This is a genomic window from Streptomyces sp. NPDC057099 (assembly GCF_042671245.1).
In the GTDB taxonomy this organism is placed as follows: domain Bacteria; phylum Actinomycetota; class Actinomycetes; order Streptomycetales; family Streptomycetaceae; genus Streptomyces; species Streptomyces purpurascens.
The window spans coordinates 1-16,800 of record NZ_JBHUTX010000087.1 but is presented as its reverse complement, the minus strand read 5'-3'; the positions used below and the strand labels follow the sequence as shown (position 1 = coordinate 16,800).

General features: G+C 69.7%; 15 protein-coding genes and 2 pseudogenes. 8 read left to right on the top strand and 9 right to left on the bottom strand.

All coding sequences use genetic code 11. From position 1 onward, the window contains the following. Positions 1 to 202 precede the first annotated feature (202 nt). On the bottom strand, positions 203 to 607 hold the full coding sequence (locus tag ACFT4A_RS41845; protein WP_023547126.1) for an mRNA interferase PemK: 405 nt from the start codon (positions 605 to 607) through the stop codon (positions 203 to 205). A gap of 165 nt (positions 608 to 772) precedes the next feature. Between ACFT4A_RS41845 and ACFT4A_RS41840 the strand changes: the two are divergent. The 3 genes and pseudogenes from ACFT4A_RS41840 to ACFT4A_RS41830 form a co-directional block, all read left to right on the top strand. Continuing rightward, positions 773 to 1,129: pseudogene (locus ACFT4A_RS41840) on the top strand (transposase); the annotation flags it as partial. A gap of 454 nt (positions 1,130 to 1,583) precedes the next feature. Continuing rightward, a complete protein-coding gene (locus tag ACFT4A_RS41835; RefSeq protein ID WP_382841777.1) occupies positions 1,584 to 2,558 on the top strand; it encodes an SGNH/GDSL hydrolase family protein in 975 nt (324 codons plus the stop codon). Positions 2,559 to 2,809: 251 nt separating this feature from the next. Beyond that, on the top strand, positions 2,810 to 3,223 hold the full coding sequence (locus ACFT4A_RS41830; protein WP_382841774.1) for an alpha/beta hydrolase fold domain-containing protein: 414 nt from the start codon (positions 2,810 to 2,812) through the stop codon (positions 3,221 to 3,223). Between the two features lie 158 nt (positions 3,224 to 3,381). Here the strand turns inward: ACFT4A_RS41830 and ACFT4A_RS41825 are convergent, their stop codons facing one another. From ACFT4A_RS41825 to ACFT4A_RS41815, 3 genes are read right to left on the bottom strand one after another with little or no spacing between them, the layout of a single operon-like run. Continuing rightward, on the bottom strand, positions 3,382 to 5,727 hold the full coding sequence (locus tag ACFT4A_RS41825; protein WP_382841771.1) for an ABC transporter permease: 2,346 nt from the start codon (positions 5,725 to 5,727) through the stop codon (positions 3,382 to 3,384). Further along, positions 5,724 to 6,416, bottom strand: coding sequence for an ABC transporter ATP-binding protein (locus tag ACFT4A_RS41820; protein WP_382841768.1), 693 nt, complete (start codon positions 6,414 to 6,416; stop codon positions 5,724 to 5,726). Before ACFT4A_RS41820 ends, ACFT4A_RS41825 begins: the two co-directional genes overlap by 4 nt. Continuing rightward, a complete protein-coding gene (locus tag ACFT4A_RS41815; RefSeq protein ID WP_382841766.1) occupies positions 6,413 to 6,937 on the bottom strand; it encodes a PadR family transcriptional regulator in 525 nt (174 codons plus the stop codon). Before ACFT4A_RS41815 ends, ACFT4A_RS41820 begins: the two co-directional genes overlap by 4 nt. A gap of 250 nt (positions 6,938 to 7,187) precedes the next feature. Between ACFT4A_RS41815 and ACFT4A_RS41810 the strand changes: the two genes are divergently transcribed. From ACFT4A_RS41810 to ACFT4A_RS41800, 3 genes are read left to right on the top strand one after another with little or no spacing between them, the layout of a single operon-like run. After that, on the top strand, positions 7,188 to 7,484 hold the full coding sequence (locus ACFT4A_RS41810) for a chaplin family protein (protein WP_382841763.1): 297 nt from the start codon (positions 7,188 to 7,190) through the stop codon (positions 7,482 to 7,484). Continuing rightward, positions 7,481 to 8,182: a hypothetical protein gene (locus tag ACFT4A_RS41805; protein ID WP_382841760.1), complete on the top strand. Its 702-nt coding sequence runs from the start codon at positions 7,481 to 7,483 to the stop codon at positions 8,180 to 8,182. Before ACFT4A_RS41810 ends, ACFT4A_RS41805 begins: the two co-directional genes overlap by 4 nt. After that, positions 8,170 to 8,781, top strand: a complete 612-nt coding sequence (locus ACFT4A_RS41800; RefSeq protein WP_382841758.1) for a hypothetical protein — start codon at positions 8,170 to 8,172, stop codon at positions 8,779 to 8,781. Before ACFT4A_RS41805 ends, ACFT4A_RS41800 begins: the two co-directional genes overlap by 13 nt. Positions 8,782 to 8,865: 84 nt before the next feature. On the opposite strand, the gene ACFT4A_RS41795 is transcribed toward ACFT4A_RS41800, so the two are convergent. Together ACFT4A_RS41795 and ACFT4A_RS41790 are read right to left on the bottom strand one after the other, a co-directional pair. Next, positions 8,866 to 9,384, bottom strand: a complete 519-nt coding sequence (locus ACFT4A_RS41795; RefSeq protein WP_382841755.1) for a GNAT family N-acetyltransferase — start codon at positions 9,382 to 9,384, stop codon at positions 8,866 to 8,868. Positions 9,385 to 9,455: 71 nt separating this feature from the next. Further along, on the bottom strand, positions 9,456 to 11,378 hold the full coding sequence (locus ACFT4A_RS41790; protein WP_382841752.1) for a CocE/NonD family hydrolase: 1,923 nt from the start codon (positions 11,376 to 11,378) through the stop codon (positions 9,456 to 9,458). Between the two features lie 236 nt (positions 11,379 to 11,614). Here ACFT4A_RS41790 and ACFT4A_RS41785 point away from each other — a divergent pair, with 236 nt between their 5' ends. Beyond that, positions 11,615 to 13,189, top strand: a complete 1,575-nt coding sequence (locus ACFT4A_RS41785; protein WP_382841749.1) for an AbgT family transporter — start codon at positions 11,615 to 11,617, stop codon at positions 13,187 to 13,189. A 22-nt stretch (positions 13,190 to 13,211) separates the two neighbouring features. Beyond that, positions 13,212 to 14,303: a DUF5937 family protein gene (locus tag ACFT4A_RS41780; protein ID WP_382841746.1), complete on the top strand. Its 1,092-nt coding sequence runs from the start codon at positions 13,212 to 13,214 to the stop codon at positions 14,301 to 14,303. Between the two features lie 54 nt (positions 14,304 to 14,357). Here ACFT4A_RS41780 and ACFT4A_RS41775 read toward each other — a convergent pair whose 3' ends face one another. The 3 genes and pseudogenes from ACFT4A_RS41775 to ACFT4A_RS41765 all read right to left on the bottom strand — a co-directional run. Then, on the bottom strand, positions 14,358 to 15,773 hold the full coding sequence (locus tag ACFT4A_RS41775; protein ID WP_382841742.1) for an amidase: 1,416 nt from the start codon (positions 15,771 to 15,773) through the stop codon (positions 14,358 to 14,360). Positions 15,774 to 16,060: 287 nt separating this feature from the next. Next, positions 16,061 to 16,468, bottom strand: a complete 408-nt coding sequence (locus ACFT4A_RS41770; RefSeq protein WP_382841739.1) for a DUF6086 family protein — start codon at positions 16,466 to 16,468, stop codon at positions 16,061 to 16,063. A gap of 42 nt (positions 16,469 to 16,510) precedes the next feature. Beyond that, positions 16,511 to 16,800: pseudogene (locus ACFT4A_RS41765) on the bottom strand (hypothetical protein); the annotation flags it as partial.

Below are 16,800 nucleotides of genomic sequence, written 5' to 3'. Positions count from 1 at the left end.
GTCCGGCAAGATCGCCCCTGACATGCCAGCAGCCAAGTACACTCCCGACGATGCCTCTGACCAGGCCAGATAGCGAAACGCTGCTGGAGTACTAGTACTCCAGCCGTAGATCGTGATCTCGATGGTGAGGGGCGCCGAGGCGACAGTCGGACAGCGTCGACCATCTGGCCGAGACCGCCCACGCTGTCGGCTCCTTCTCCGTCTACCCGAGTTCACCGAGACGGAGGGCATCCCTTATCTCGCTGAGCTTCGCGGTCGTGGCCGGGGTCCGCTCCTGCGCTTGTTCAGCGAGTCGGAGGGCGTCGTCAATCTCGCTTAGCTTCACGGAGGACAGGACGGCCGCCCGCTCTATCAGATCGTCCCGGGACACAGTGGTCAGCCACGTGCACGGGGTGAAGCCTGGACGCGGGAACGCGAGCCGCAGCACGCCTTCGAACGGCAGTCCTTCACCGGCGCCGACCGTCACTTCGATACCCAGACCGCTGATGTCGACGCCCGCCGGAGCGACGACCTGCATCACCCGGATCCCGGACGTGTCGTCTCCCGACAGCAGTACGACCAACCTCCGCTCGTCGAACTGGACCCACCAGACTTCGCCACGTTGCACAAGTCCTCCAGACACATGACGACAGGCAGACGCTGCGCGACCCTGACGCGCTGTGGAGAGGGCGCGGCCACCGTTGATCATCGGTGTGCGAAGACTGAAGATCATGCGGTGGCCGCAGGTCACAGCGTAGACCCTGCCCGCTGGCAGGAGGCGTTCGAGGGCCCGATGGCCCGGATCGCGGGCCGGTTCGCACGGGTCGAACCCCGACGTCGGGTCGGGCGGTTGATGCTCGGGCTGCTGTCGGACCTGCCGCGCAAGAACTGCTGGACCATCGCAGAGTGGGCCGGAGAGAGCCCCCCGGACGACATGCAGCACCTGCTCGGGCGGGCCAAGTGGGACGCCGACCAGGTCCGCGACGACGTGCGGGCCTACGTGGTGGAGCATCTGCGGGACGACCAGGCGGTTCTGGTGGTCGACGAGACCGGCGACGTGAAGAAGTGCACCGACACCGTCGGTGTCCAGCGCCAGTACACCGGCACCGCGGGCAGGATCGAGAACGCGCAGGTCGCCGTCTATCTCGTCGACATCCCGAACACCTACCCACCCGCCGGACCAGTGAGATCCAGCGCATACGCCTGGCCGAAGCCGCCCTGGGCGAGGGCCGCGCCGCCTCTCGACCGACCACTGACTCGGGCCTCGGTCATGCCACGTTGACGCGACGTGGGCGATGAACCAGGGAGGGCCACCGATGCTGTCGGTGATCACGAATGAGACAGGCTGTAAGTCACTCCGGGCCGGCCGAGACTGTCGTCGGCCGGTCGAGGCCGCTGTATAGGCCGCGCATATCGCGCAAGGCCGGTCCAGATCCGGAAGTGGGCGATCCGGATAGTGAACCGATACTTCTGGAATGTGTCTGCCGCGAGCGGTGTACACCCTCGAGCCCCACAGATAGTGACTGTCCGCATTGGATCTAGTGCACTCAGTGACGATCTTTCTAGGGTCAGCGTGTCGCCAACACCGCATCCCTGGAGGATTCGTGGCAAGCTTCCGCACTCGATTGGCCCTGCTCGGTTCCGCCGTGGCCCTCACCGCGGGCGCCCTCGTCCCGGCCCAGCTCGCCGGGGCGCAACCCGCCGCCGCAGCCTCCTACGACTGGGTGGCCCTGGGCGACTCCTACACCGCCGGGGTCATCACGGCCGCCGGCGACACCTTCGAAGTCCCCCGCGACGGCTGCGAACGCACCGACCGGTCCTACCCCCAGGTCATCGACCGCGACCTCGGCTCGCTCATCGAGCTGACCAACGTCAGCTGCGGCGCCGCCACGATCGAGAACGTCACCTACAGAGCGCAGGAGCCTATCGGCCGTCACCTGCCGCCCTTCTCCGAGGACCCGGACTACCCCTTCCCCCATGTGCCTCCTCAGTCCGATGAGGTGAGGTCCGGCACCGACGTGGTCACGGTCGGGGTGGGCGGCAACACCCTCGGGTTCGCCGACATCCTGCGCACCTGCCTGGAACTGGGCGCGGGCAGCGGCGGCGTGGGCACGCCGTGCAAGGACGACCTGGCCGCCGACATCCCCGCCAAGCTGACCAAGGTGGGCAAGGACTACGACAAGATGCTCGCCAAGCTCCACGAGCGGGCCCCGCACGCCAAGATCCTCACCGTCGGCTACCCCACGGTCATTCCCGAGGACACCTCCAAGTGCCGGTACAACGACCTGGAGCAGTTCGGGCCGATCCCCCAGGGCGACCTGGACTGGCTGCGCCAGGACGTCCTGGAACCCCTCAACAGCACCATCGAGAAGTCGACCGGCGCGCAGGACACCGCCACCTTCGTCAACCTCTCCGACTCCTCCCGGAACCACAGCGTCTGCGACTCCGGCAAGTGGATCGAGGGTGTCCTCACCAGCGGCTCCACCGAGGTCGCCCTCGTGCACCCCAACGCCGAGGGCCACAGGAACGCCGCCGACCACGTCACATCGGCGATCTTGAACGCCATCGCCCCGAACTGACCCTCACCCGGGATCCTCACCCCGCACACCTCAACGAGTTGCCTCCGCCCTCCGGCGCGGAGGCAACTCGCGGTTTGGCGGTACGAAGCCGCCGGTCACCAAGTCCCGAGCGCGCAGCGGGCAGCCACCAGGTCGCGATTGCCCGGTTGGCGGGAGGGTCCGGTGCGTGACGAGCCGGCGCCGGTGGCGCGTGGTGCGTTGCGCGCCCTTGGCCAAGTCTATTTTCAAGCCTTCGCGTTGGGAGTTCTGTCATGTCTGCTGCCAGCCCGGTCGTCCTTGAGCCTGCGGGACAGGATGTTGCCGAGGGGTTCTCGACGCCGCCGGCCGATGCCCGGAAGGTCCTCGCAGACGCGCAGTCTGCCCCGATCGGCAAACTCCCGGTCGACGAAGAGTGGATCACCGTTCCCGCGCACGTGGGGGACGTCCGGGTACGCCTCATCAAGCCGCAGGGCGGCCTGCTGCCGATCATCGTGTACATGCATGGCGGAGGCTGGATCCTCGGCAACGCCGAAACCCACGACCGGCTCGTGCGCGAACTCGCCGTCGGAGTTGGCGGCACCATCCACGACTTCATGCTGCTCACCGCGCTCAGCGAGACCCGAGCCACGCGAGCCGCCATCGGCCAGGCCACCGCCTTCCTGCGCACCGGGCTCGGAACCCGATGAGCTGCCACCGTGTCCTTCAAGCGACCGTACGCCTCCGCCTGCGGCGCTTTCCTGGAACCTGACGGTGACTGTGATGACGCCGACCGAGGCTGGCCGGCCGGTGTGCGAGGGTGGGCTCCTCCTGGTAGGAGGAGCCCACTTCGGGGATGTGTGAGGGGCTATTCCGTGCGCAGGCCCGCTGGGCGCATCATCCGCAGCAGCGGCGGGAGGCTGAGGAGCGTGACCACACCGACCACGGCCGCGCCCACGCCGGTCATGGTGAGCACGCTCGCCCAGTCCATGGCCACCGGTGTACGGGTCATCTTCAGCAGCACCGAGCCGAGGGTGATACCCACCGTTGTGGCCAGTACGAGGCCCAGTCCGACCGGGAGGGCCGTCTGCCACAGGACGGACAGGCTGAGTGTGCGGCGCCGGGTGCCGAAGGCGACCAGCGCGGAGAGCAGTTTCCTGCGCTCGCGCAGCTGTTCCAGCTGGGAGACCAGCAGGCTCGCTCCGATCAGTGCCAAGACGAAGGCGGAGCCGACGAACAGGCCAGTGCGGATGGAGGCGTACTGGGCGTCCTCCTGAGTCGCCGACCAGCCGAAGGTTTGTGCCAGGGGGTCGATGCGGGCGGCGACGGTGCGTATGTACTCCCGTGAGTCCGGCACCGAGGAATCCAGACGAAGGTAGACACCCTCCGAGAACAACGCGGGCGTGGCCTCGTGGGGCAGGGCGGCGGGGGTGACCAGCAGACTCGTGTAGTCCTGCAGTGAGTCCTTGCGCGCGTTGACCTCCCGAACGCTCGCCGGAACGGTCCAGGGCACCTCGAGGCCGCGTTCGTCGCCGTCGTAGGACGGGTCGATGTAGAGCTGCCGACCGGGCTTCACCAGGGCGATCTCGGATGCGTTGCTCGGATCCTCGTAGCCGCTCCGCGTCCGCGTGATGAACACGTCACCGTCCTTGCAGGAGGGCAATGTGGCGAGTTCGCGCAGGGCGGCGCAGTTGCCCACGGTCAGGCCGTTGCTGTTTTCCGGGTCGCGACGTGAGTCCCCGTACTCGGAACTGGCCAGGGCCACCGCGGCCCGGACACCCTTGGTGCCGGTGAATTCGCGCTCGATGCCGGACAGCGGCTTGGGGTCGCTGAAGGCGACCTGCATCTGGACCCGGTCGGGGTCCTGGCCGGTGTTCTCGGTGTACTGGCTCTGCGTTCCCGTGAAGAGCATCTGCAGCGCGATGGCCCCGGCCACCGCAACGGCGATGCCATTGACCATGCGGGCGGCGGTGCCGCTGCTCAGCTGCAGTCGTCGCACGGCCAGCTGCCAGGACAGTGGGCCCTGGCCGAGCCGGACGACGACCGACTCCACGACCCAGGGCAGCAGGGCGGTGATGCCGATCAGCAGCATCAGGACGCCGCCGATGACGAGGTACTGGTTGAAGTCTCCGTCCTTGCGGCCTTGGCCGATCATCGGGTAGAGCATCCCGAGGCCGGCCAGTGTCGGCAGCAGCCGCCACCACAGCCGGCGGCGGCTCTGCTTGGCCGCGCGCACGACGCCGAGGGGTTCGACGACCACGCCGCGCATCGCGAGCAGCGTGACCAGCACCGCGGCGACCGGCACCGCCACCGCGACCAGTGCGGCCAGCGCGGGAGTGGGGTTGAGGTAGCTGGGCCAGACGCTCACGCCCAGCAACTCGCCGCTGCCCAGCTTCTGACGGCCGAGCAAGAAGAAGCCGGTGCCCACGACCAGGCCGAGGAGGGCTCCGGCCAGGGCCTCGCCCGCCGCGGTCCGCCGGGTCATCCCCCGGTCGGAGCCGACCAGGCGCAGCGCGGCGAGGCGGCGGTCGCGGCGTTCGCCGCCGAAGCGGACGGCGGCGGCGATGAACACGGCGACCGGGGTCAGCAGCACCACGAACACGACCAGGACCATGAGCAGCAGCACCGGGTCGGTCTTCCCGGGCTTCGCGTCCGGTTTGCCGAACTCGGCCAGCCGTGTCGCCGGCGAGGAGTCCGTGAGCTTCAACCCCGAGGCGCCCGCGTAGTAAGCCAGTTCGTGCGAGCCGATCAGCCCGCTCTCACCGATCGTGCCGGTGATCTTGTACGGCAGGCGCTCCCGCAGCAGTTTCGCGTCGCCCGAGTCCAGCAGGTCCTTGAGCGCGGGGGAAACCACCATCTCGCCCTTGCCCGGGAAGCGGTCGACTCCCGGGGGCAGCGGCGCCCGCCTGCCCTCGGGTTCGACGAACCGGCCCCTGATGTCGTCGTCGTGCCAGGTGCTGTCGGCGTCGGCGATCAGGAGCGTGTTGTCGGCCTTGGGCGGGACCGTCAGGGCGTACGTGTTGGCGTAGCGGGCGTCCTCCACCTTGCTGCGGGAGGCGAACACGTTGGGCATCGCGGTGCACAACAGGAGCAGGGCGACGCCGAGGCCGACGCCGACCGCTGTCAGCGTCGTTCGGACCCAGCCCTCGCGGCCGCCGGTGACGGCGAACCGGGCTCCCATGGCCAGGTCTCTGAACCACTGGCGCGGACTCATATGGCGCGCTCCATGTCCCGGGACTTGCCGTCGCGTACGACGATTTCGCGGTCGGAGTAGGCGGCCACCCGTGTCTCGTGGGTGACGAGGACGACGGCGGCGTTGGTGGATCGGGCCGCGTCGGTGAGCAGTTCCATCACGCGCTCGCCGTTGTGGGAGTCGAGTGCGCCGGTGGGTTCGTCGGCGAACAGCACCCGGGGGCCGGTGACCAGCGCGCGGGCCACGGCGACGCGCTGGCCTTGGCCGCCGGAGACCTCGCCGGGCCGCTTGCCCTCCAGGTCGTCGACCTCCAGGCGTGCCATCCAGCCGAGCGCCGCCCGCTCGGCTTCCTTGCGGGAGGTGCCGTTCAGCCTGAGCGGCAGGGCGACGTTCTCCACGCAGGTCAGTTCCGGCACGAGCTGCCCGAACTGGAACACGAACCCGAACTCGGAGCGGCGCAACGCGCTGCGCTGGGCGTCGCTCATCGTCGTCACCTCGCGCCCGTTGTAGGTGATCGACCCGGAGTCGGGCGGCAGGATGCCCGCGAGGCAGTGGAGCAGCGTCGACTTGCCGGAGCCGGAGGGGCCCATGACGGCGACGACCTCGCCGGGGTGGATGGAGAACTCGGCGCCGTCGAGGGCGTGGGTGTGCCCGTAGGTCTTGCGCAGGTCCTGCCCGGTGAGCAGGGAACCAGAGGGAGAGTGGGTCATCGGGCTACGGCCTCACGGAGTTTGTCGAGTCTGGCGGCGGTCAGCTCCAGCCAGCGCAGGTCGGCTTCGAGGTGGAAGAGGGCGTGGTCGCAGATCAGCTGGTCCGCGAGATCGCCCTTGCGCTTGCGGTCGGTCAGGATGCGCATGCTGCGCAGGTGCTCGGAGCGTTGGGTGTACAGGATGTCGGCGGCATCGCGGTGAGTGAGCAGGGCGAGGACGACCTTGGTGTAGAGGGCCGACTGGAGATACTCTTCCGGCTTCTGCGGGGTCGCGAGCCACTGCTCTACGTCGGTGACGCCGGCGTCGGTGATCGCGTAGCGCTTGCGCTCCGGGCCGCCGCTGGCCTCGATCCCGTCGACCTCGACGAGGCCGTTCTTCAACAGCCGGGACATCGTCGAGTAGACCTGGCCGTAGTGAAGCGGCCGGTCGTGACCGAACTTCTCGTCGAAGGCCCGCTTCAGGTCATAGCCGTGCCGTGGGCCGGACTCCAGGAGCCCTAAGAGAGTGTGACCGATGGACATGACTCGCACTCTACACACCGTGTATACGCGGCGCGTATACACCGAGTGTTTAGCTCATCGTGACGTGTACGACAGTGCAGGTGAGGGGCCGGGAATTCCGATCATCACGGTTCGGCAACGGGCATCCGAGAGCTGGCCCAGCGCTGTGCGGCCGCCCTGTCAGCGTGTCGGGAGGCGGGCTGTGTCGTTGTGGGGATGCGACCGGGTCGGTCCCAAGTCCGGGGTCTCGTCCCGGGGATGGAGGAGCCGTATGGGCGTGGAGATGCGGGGGACGGGCGGCGCGTGTGCGCGGGCCGCGGTGATGGGTGCGGTGGCCGGTGTGGCGTTGCTTCCGGCTGGTGCCGCTCACGCGAACGTTGGCGGGATCGGGAACGCGGTGTTGGGCAACTCGTGCGTCCGTCAGGGCAGTGCGGGTGCGGTGGGCTCCACGGTGGCCGGAAGCGGAGTGGGCAGTGGCAATCAGTCGGGTCTGCCGTTGAGCCTGCCGCGCAACCAGTGCGGCAACAGCGGCATCGTCTGCACCGCCCTGTTCATGTCCAGCGTGTGAAGGAGGCCGGCGAGCGGCGCGTTGCCGACGGGATGACGGTGGGCAAAGAGGCGGTGGACGTGATGGCGGAGAACGCGGCGGTGACAGAGCTGCTGGCGCTGAGCGGGCGGGCGCTGCCCCTGCTGAGGCAGTGGATGTCCGACGATCCGGACTGTGGTGTGGCGCGGGCGCTGCTCACGCTGGTGACCAGTGACCGCCTCGACGACGCCAGGCTGAAGGAACAACTGGTGGTCGCCCACCGGGACGCGCAGGCTGCCGGCGAGCGGCAGGCGAGTGTGGTGTACGGGGTGTTCCTCCATACGCATCGGCAGTACCGGCTGGCGGCCGACCACCTGGTGGCACACTTCGCCCGGTGGCCCGCCGATGAGCTCGCCGGGCTCATGCTGGGCGCGTTCTTCTCCTCGGGAGACCCCGCGTACAGGGCACGCGGCGATGCCCTGGTGGAGCGAAGGCCGAGCTGGCCGGGCCGGACAGCTGGACGTGGACGAGCTGGCTCGCCACGGTCCGGGCGGAGCAGGGCCGGGTACAAGAGGCACAGGGACTGGCCGAGCGTGCGCTGGCTCTCTACCCCCGCTCCGGTGTGGCCGCGCACGCGTTGGCGCACGCCGAGCACGAGCTGGGCACCGGCCGCTCGGCCGTCGACTTCCTGGACCGGTGGCTTGCGGCCGACCCGCAGGCGCTGCAGTTGCGGCACCTGAAGTGGCATGCCGCGTTGCAGTCGATCGCCTGTGGTGACTTCCCGGAAGCGCGCCGACGCGCGGATGCGGCACTGGCACGTTCGGACGTCGGCATGCGGGCGGCGACGAACTGGCGTCTGCTGCTGGCCGGTCAGGCACCGGCCGGCCGCAGCGACCTTGAGCACGTGCGGCAGCTGCTCGCCGCACCGGCCGGGACGGCCGAGATCTTCCACACCTTCAACCTCGCCCTGGCCTTGGCGGTGGAGGCCGCGACCGACGACTTTCATGCCCTGGCCCGCCGTGCCGCCGCCGACGAACGCCCCGACCACCGCGATGTACTGGCCCCCGTGGTCCAGGCGTTGGCGGAGGTTGCCGCGGGGCGGTCCCGCGCGGCCGTGGACCTGCTCAGCGGCCTGGGCGAGAAGGCGGAACGGATCGGCGGGGTACGGGTGGAACACGAGATCATCCAGGACACCCTCGCCCGTGCCCTCATCGACACCGGCGACCACGCCCGCGCGGCCGCGCTCCTCCACCACCGCACCACCACCCGCCACCACCACGCCTACGAGGCCCTCATCCTCACCGCAGGCACCCCGACTGTCGCGGCCGGACCCCACTGAACGCTCGCGGACCAGGTGACCGAACTCGGCGCGGTGTGCCGTCAGCCAGGACGAGGACCGGTCAAGGCCTGTGGATCGGTGCAGTTATCGCCTGGTGCTCCGGTGCCATCGAATCTCGCCTTCGTGCCATTCGTCGGTGGGCGTGAGCCCGGCGGCGGCGGCGACGGCGGCGGATGCCTGGTGTTCGGGGTGGATGTGGGCGATGACGGTCCGCACCGGCAGCCGGCTGAGCCAGCCGACGAGTTCTCGGGCTGCTTCGGTGGCGATGCCTCTTCCTTGCCATGGAGTTCCCATCATCCAGGCGATCTCGGCGAGGGGGCCATCGCCGGAGGAGCTGATCGTCGCCTGGACCGTGCCCGTCAGGCATGCCTCATCACGGAGTCGGATCACCCAGTTCAGCCAGGTGACGGCCGGATCGGGAGAGCCTGCGGTCAGGCGCTGGTAGCGCGAGCGCAGAGCTTGCGGGGTGTGCGGGGTGCCGCCGATGAAGGCGTACAGAGCAGGATCCGACAGCACCGCGGCCATCTCCTCGGCGTGCTCGACCTGAAGCGGAACCAGGTCCAGTCGCCCGGTGCTGATGGTCCGGGCCGCGAAGGTGCTCACGCTGCAACCGCCTCTACTCGGTGACTTCAATCGATCACTAGGGAACGTACGCCCTTGGTACTGAGCATTGTTCAGGGCAGGGTGCTCGCTCCTCCTTCCAGCCACACCCTCAGGTGGGACGGGTGCTCGGCGTCCATGTGCACGGTGTTCACGGCTGTGGCGGTACGGCGGGCGGTGGCTTCCGGTTCGCCGGTGTTGGTGTTGACGTCGAAGCGGGGGAAGTTGCTGGAAGAGATGTCGAGCCGGATGCGGTGGCCTGCGGCGAAGCGGTTCGCCGTGTCGGGGGCGGTGACCTCGATCTCGTAGATCTCGCCCGGGACGAGCAACTCCGGTTGCTCGTAGGAGCGGTGGAAGCGGCAGCGGACGATGCCGTCGGTGAGGTTCATGGCGAAGCCGTGCGGATAGTCCGCGTTGGGCGGGTGGACGTCGATCAGCTTGACGGTGAAGTCGGTGTCCGGGGCCGTGGTGGAGATGTGGAGCCTTGCCGACACCGGGCCCGCCAGCACCACGTCCCGTTCGAGTGGCGGGGTGCTCAGGCTGATCACGTCCGGTCGGGAGTCCAGCGGCAGGTAGGGCTCGCGGGCCCCGTACACGCGGGCGTCCGGGGCGTTCTGGTCGTAGGCCCCGCCCGTCATCACCGGCTCGCCCGAGGTGACCTGACCTCCCATGGTGGGCACCGGGTGGCGCGGGTCGAAGTCATAGGTCACCGACGCGGCAGCCACCGTGGGCGGGGCGGTCGTGAGGGCACCGCCGGTGGTGAAGTACAGGGCGACGAGAGCCGTCGACGCCGGTGGCCACTGGGTGTCGGCGTGCCATGCGCCGCCGTGCCGCATCCGCCCGGCCGCGTCCCTGCGGCCGTCGCCGCCGCCCATCAGGAAGTACTGGACGGCGGGGAGGCCCGCCCCCTCCGGGTGTCCCTCGTCCTCACGGCCCAGCGCCCGGTCGAACCAGCGGCGGCGGAACTCCAGGTACGACGGGGCGAGGTTGCCGTCCAGTGTCGCCCGCGGACCGAAGTCCACGTCTCCGGCGTACGTCTCGCAGCGGTGCCCGTGTGTCCATGGGCCCATGACCAGGTAGGAGGGTGCCGACTTCAGCTCCCGCAGGGCGGTGAAGTTCTCGATGGTGGAGCGGACGTAGGGGTCGTACCAACTGCCCATGTGCATGCTCGGCGCGTCCGGGAAGCGCTCGTAGAAGCCTCGCCCGTAGAGAGCCGGCGTGCGGTAGTAGTCGCCGAAGGAGTCCTGCCGCCACTGCTCCAGCAGGAAGTCCTCGTACGCCGACAGGTGGCGCAGCGGTGTGCAGCCCGGCCGCCAGGGCATCGCGCCGAACCAGCCCGTCACGTCCACCCGCAGCAGCGCCTCCGCCAGCACCGGATCCGCCGCCGCCTCCGGGCTCTGCACCGCGTGCCGCAGGGCCCAGGTCACCTGCTTCAGCTCGAAGGCACCACCCATCCGCATCCCCGCGTCGTACGCGGAGGAGAAACCGCCCGAGTCCTGGAACATGGCGGCCAGCCCCGTCGCCCCTTCGGCGGCCGCGGCCGCCTGAACGTGAGCGGAGTAGGACACCCCCGTCATCACGACCCTGCCGTCACACCACGGCTGGTCCCTGAGCCAGGCGATGGTGTCCACCCCGTCCGGGCCCTCTGAGAGGTACTTCACGAACGTTCCCTCGGAGTCGCCGCGGCCCCGGCAGTCCTGCCGTACGACGTGGTAGCCGGCTCCAGTGAAGTGCCGGGCGATGTCCTCGGGCCGCGGGACCGGGGCGTCGCCACGGTCCTGGTCCGAGCCGCGCCGCGCGCGCCGTCCGTACGGGGTGCGCTCGAGGAGCACGGGAAGCACCGGCAGCGCGATCGCCTCCGGCTCGGGTGAGTCGGAGTACAGGTCGGCGGCGAGACGGGTGCCGTCCCGCATGGGGACGCGCAGCGTGCGGCGCCACAGGGCACCGCCCTGTAGGGGTTCGGGCCGGCAGGTGCGGGAGGTGTCGTACGAGGTCACTCCCGTGACGCTAGGCACTCGCCCACGTCATGGCGATCACTTGACGTCATCAGGTCAACTGTTCCGCAGGACGGTGACGGGACCGGACACGAGACCTACTGTGCAGCCCAACCCAGGAACACCCCGAGTTCCCCTCGCGGCGGATCGTGGCCGGCTCCGGGTTCCCTTTCGCACTGCCGCGGCGCTTGACGCGCCATGTCCTCGTCTCCCCGTCATCGCCCACACAGGAGGCCGCCATGAGCACACCTGACAGCCGCACCGAGGTGGTGCGGGCCACCGAGCCCGGTGAGGGGGGCCGCGGCTCGCGGTTCCTCGACCTGGTCGAGCGCGCGGGCAACGCGCTGCCGCATCCGTTCTGGCTGTTCTGGATCCTTGCCGGGGTCGTCGCCGTCGTCAGCTGGGTACTGAACGTCTCCGGTCTGCGGGTCGAGGACCCCTCCTCGGGCGACCTGGTCGGAGTACGCAGCGCTCTGTCGGCGGACGCCGTACGGGACCTGGTCACCGGCGCCGAGGAGTCCTTCGTGACCTTCGGCCCGCTCGGCATCGTGCTGATGGTGATGCTCGGAGTGGCGGTCGCCGAGCGTTCGGGACTCTTCGAGGCGCTGGCCCGCCGCATGCTGTCGGGCCTGTCCCCCCGTACGGTCGTCCTGGGTGTGGCCCTGGGTGGTGTGCTGGGGAAGTTCCTGTCCGACTCCGCGTACGTGGTCCTGATCCCGCTCGGGGCGGTGGCCTTCCGCGCCGTGGGCCGCTCCCCCATGCTCGGCATGATCGTCGCGTTCGTCTCCGTCAACGCGGCGGGCGACGCCAACCCGCTGATCGCCCCCGGTGACGCGCTGTTCGCCTCCGTGGCCACCGAGGCCGCGCAGCTCGTCGACAAGGACGTGGTGGTCCGCGCGACGGACAACATGTATTTCACCACCGTCTCGGCGTTCGTACTGGCCGGCACCATCGCCCTCGTCGTGGACAAGATCCTCGCCAGGCGCGAGCACCACCTGGTCCCCGACGCGGACCTGGAGGCCGCCGCGGCACGGCAGACGATGGTCGCCGAGGTCGATGACGCCACCGAGCTGCGGGCCCTGAAGCTGACCGGGCTGGCCGTGCTCGGCTACGCCACGCTGATCGTGCTCGCGATGCTGCCCGCCTCGTCACCGCTGCGCGGCGACGGGGGCGCGATCGTGGAGTCCACCTTCATGAACGCCATCGCCGTCTTCCTCACCGTGCTCTTCCTGCTCGTCGGCGCCGTGTACGGGCGGCTCACCGGGCGGATCAGAGGGAGCCGCGCGATACCCGAGTTCATGGCGGACGGCGTGCGCTCCATCGCACCGCTGCTGGTGCTCTTCTTCGCCGTGTCCCAGTTCCTCGCCCTGTTCAAGTGGACCAACATCGCCACGGTCGTCGCGGTCGAGGGCGCGGACTTCCTCAGAGGGGCGGGCGCGCCCACGCTGGTGCTGTTCGCCCTGCTGATCGTCGCGGTGGCGCTGATGAATCTCCTCATCACGTCCGGCTCCGCTCTGTGGACCCTGGTCGCCCCGGCCCTGGTGCCGATGCTCATGCTGCTCGGCACCAGCCCGGCCACCACCATGGCGCTCTACCGCATCGCCGACTCCTGCACGAACTCCATCACCCCGATGAGCACCTCGTTCATGCTCTGTGTCGGCTACCTCCAGACCCTCCGCCGCGACGCCGGCATCGGCACCCTGATCTCCTTCACCCTGCCCGTTGCCATGATCATGCTGGTGGTCTGGGTGCTGCTGTTCTTCGCCTGGTACCTGCTGGGCGTCCCGCTCGGCCCGGGCGCGCCCGTACGGTGAGCTCCGACCGTACGCTGACGCCGTGAGCATCATTCTCGACCTCGGAGGCCTCGGCCCCGCGGATGTCGCGGCCGGGCCTTCCGCGCTGTCGGAACTGATGGCGAGCCTGCACGTGCTCGCCGAACCCGAGCACCATCCGGAGGCCGCCGGCTGGACCGCTCGTGCCGCCGCGGCGGGAGACGAGCTGCGCGACGAGTTGTCGGTGTTCGCTCCGCTGTGGGCGCGCTTCCGCTGCCGCCTGTTCTTTCCCCGTACGGTGCCGCTCGCGGCGAGCCTGGACGAGGAACTCGCGGCGATCGCGGCGCTGCCCGTGGAGGACTTCCTCGAACTGGTGGCACCCGGGATTCTCGGCTCCGCCGGGCTGCGTGTGCCGACGGCTCGCGAGCTGCGGGCCGGCACCGCCTCCGCCGAGGACTACGCACGCCGTTGTCTGCGTCGCTCCTATGCCCGCGGTGAGCTGGCGCGCCAGCTGGTGGCGGCACCGCTTCAGCTGCGGGACCGGCTGCTGGCGGTGCTGCGGGCCGCCGACACCGCGTTCTTCGCCGACGACTGGCGCGCTCTGCGGCCACCCCTGGAGGACCACGCCCGGGAGGTACGGCGCCGACTGGCGGTCCGCTCGCCCGCGGATGTGCTCACCGAGTTGCTACCGACCGCGGCACGGGTCGGGCCAGGGGAAAGGGTACGGCTGGACAAACTGCAGATCGACGAGGTGAGGGTGGCCCCGCGGCCCCTCGTCCTCGTCCCGTCCGCCCGGGTGTGGCCGCATCTGACGGTCAAGAGGGAGCATCCGTCGTGCGTGGTGGTGCAGTACGCGGCGCGCGGCACCACCCCGGCCGGGGAGCTGACCCTGCGGGATCTGCACGACCGGCTGATGGCGCTGACATCGCCTGCCCGGATGGAACTGTGCCGGCATCTGCTGGGCGAGCCCATCACCACCTCGGAGCTCGCCACCCGGCTCGGCTCCAGCGAACCGCAGGTCTCCCGCGCCCTGCGGACCTTGCGCGACGCAGGCCTCGTGCGCTCCACCCGGGACGGCAAGCTGGTGCGGCACCGGCTCGCCACGGACGTCGTGCAGCGACTGGGCCACGATGTCCTCGCGACCGTGGCGCGGTGAAACGACGAGGGAAGCTCGGACTGGTCCAGGTCGGATCGGCGGACAGCGTCGATGTCACTGGTCCTGGATACGCCGGAAGGGGCGGTCGGCTTCCAGTTCGAACGCGATCTCCAGCAGCTTCCGTTCACCGCCGGGGCGGGCGGAGAACATGACGCCGATGGGCAGTCCGTCCGTTGTCCCGCTCGCGGCGGGCACCGAGATCGACGGAGTGCCGACGACGTTGTCGAGCGGTGTGAACGCCACGTACGCGAGGATCCGCTCGATCAGCTCCGCGTAGGGAACGGTCGGGCTGAGGTGGCCGATCGGTGGCGCGGTGTGCGCGAGCACGGGCGACAGCACGAGGTCGAGTGGACGGAAGGCCGCCGCGTGCGCCTCCTTCGCACGCTTCAGCCGTCGCAGCACGCCAGGAGTCCGCCGCCAGTTCCGCAGATACTCCTCGCGCAGCCCCCGGCTGAGGCCGTCCATGCGGTGCCGGTCGAAGTCCGCGCCGAGGGTCCGGCCTGTGGCACCGAGGAGGAAGGACAGCATTCCCCAGTACGTCACAAAGTCGTCGGTGAAGTTCGGGTCCATGTCCAGCTCCACCGGCTCCACGGTGTGTCCGAGCCGTTCGAGCGTGGCCACGGTCTCCGTGACCGCCGCCCGGGTGGCGGCGTCGGAGTGAACGCCGTTCGGCGAGTCCAGCAGGAACCCGATGCGCAACCGTCGCTCCGAAGGGCCTTCGACCAGGCCGAGGGGCGGCAGCGCGGAACTCTGCCGGTGCGTCTCGGCAGCGGCGAGGAACGCGGCGGTGTCCCGCACGGAACGGCTCACGATGCCGTCGGAGACGATGTCGATCGGCAGCCGGCGGCCCAGGTCACTTCCCACGACACGGCCACGCGTCGGCTTGAGGCCGACGAGTCCGCAGCAGGCCGCGGGAATCCGGATCGAGCCACCACCGTCGTTGGCATGCGCGATCGGCACGGCACCAGCGGCGACCAGCGCCGCGCTGCCGCCCGACGAACCGCCCGCCGAGTGGCCCGTGTTCCATGGGTTGCGCACCGGCTCCGCGCCGTCGTACTCGGTGCTCGGACTGAACCCGAACTCGGGCAGCCGGGTCTTGCCCAGCACCGTGACGCCGCTGCTCAGAAGCTGCCGGGTGAACGGTGCGTGCCGCCGCGCCGCCCTCGGCCGGAAGGCGGCGCTGCCGTGGCCCGTGGGCAGCCCCTGGTAGTCGGTGTTGTCCTTGACGAAGGTCGGCACCCCGGCGAAGGCACCGCCCGTCGCGGCGGCGGGTGCCGGGCTGTCGACGTGCACCTGGACCGCGCCCAGCCGCGCGTCGATCGCCCGCACCCGCTCCCCGGCGGCCCGGGCGGCCTCGGCCGGGGAGACATCGCCCCGCCGGATCGCCGCGGCGAGACCGACGGCGTCGTGCTCTCCCAGGGCGTCGTCCCGGAAAGCGTGCACGATGGTCCGTTCGTCGAAAGTCGTCACCGCTGCATCAGCCCCTGCCGTGTGAATGGTCGGCCGCCATCATTCCTTACCGCCAAGTAACATGCGAGGAGTTCGCCGGACCGTTCGCGTTTCGGGCGACCTGTTCCAGTACGCGGGTGAGCTGCGCGGGCAGACCCTCCTCGAGCACGTCGTGGAGCCAATCGATCGGAAATCTGCGGTCGCAGAAGCCTGATTGCGGCTTCAGGAAGACGTGCAGTCGCAGATGTGACTTGGGCTGAGATGGCCGCGATCGGCGGTCGGTGAGGGGTGGCCCTGGGCGCAGCGTCTCAGCGGGACATCCAGCGGTCCATCTCCCGCGCCCGGGTGTCCAACGCGGTGAGGTCGGCGGCTGACGCGGTCCGAGGATCGCTGGGAACCTGCACGTCGGGCGGTATCTCCACCTCGATTCCGGCGCGCCGCGCGAGCGCGACCGCCGTCGCCACGAACCCCTCGGAGAGCGTGAGGATCACGGAGTGTCCCGTCCGGCAGTGCCAGGCGACCAAGCCGCGTGCGAACTCCGCGTACACGGCCGGATCGACCTCGAGTGTGTCCGGGTCGCCCCAGTGCTTGTGACCGATTCCCGAGGGCAGCTTGAGCTCCGCCTCGAAGACCTCGACCTGCCGTACGAAGAGGCGACCGGCACCGTTCGAGGGGTTCCACAGCGTTTCGTCACCGATGTCGAAGTACATGCTCATCGTCGCTCCCCCTGCCCAGCCGCCCCGGCACAGGGTAGAAGATCAGGCGGGCAGTGGGCACCTGGGTAAACGGTGCCAAGCCGGGCTGCACATGACGGCTCCGCACGGATGTGGTGGAGCCCACGGATGTGTGCGGACGATGACGACGCCGGCCTCGCGCGAGGTCATACAGGTCTTGTCGTCTTCCGGTGCGTTGGTGACAAGCGCGTCCAGGTCCTCGGGCCCGCAGATCTTCACCATGCCGGTTCTCGGAAGCTTGCTCTGGTCGGCCAGGAGAGCCGCCAGGTCGTGCTGGTGCCAGTGCCTGCCCGCGCGGCCGGTGGGTTCATGGC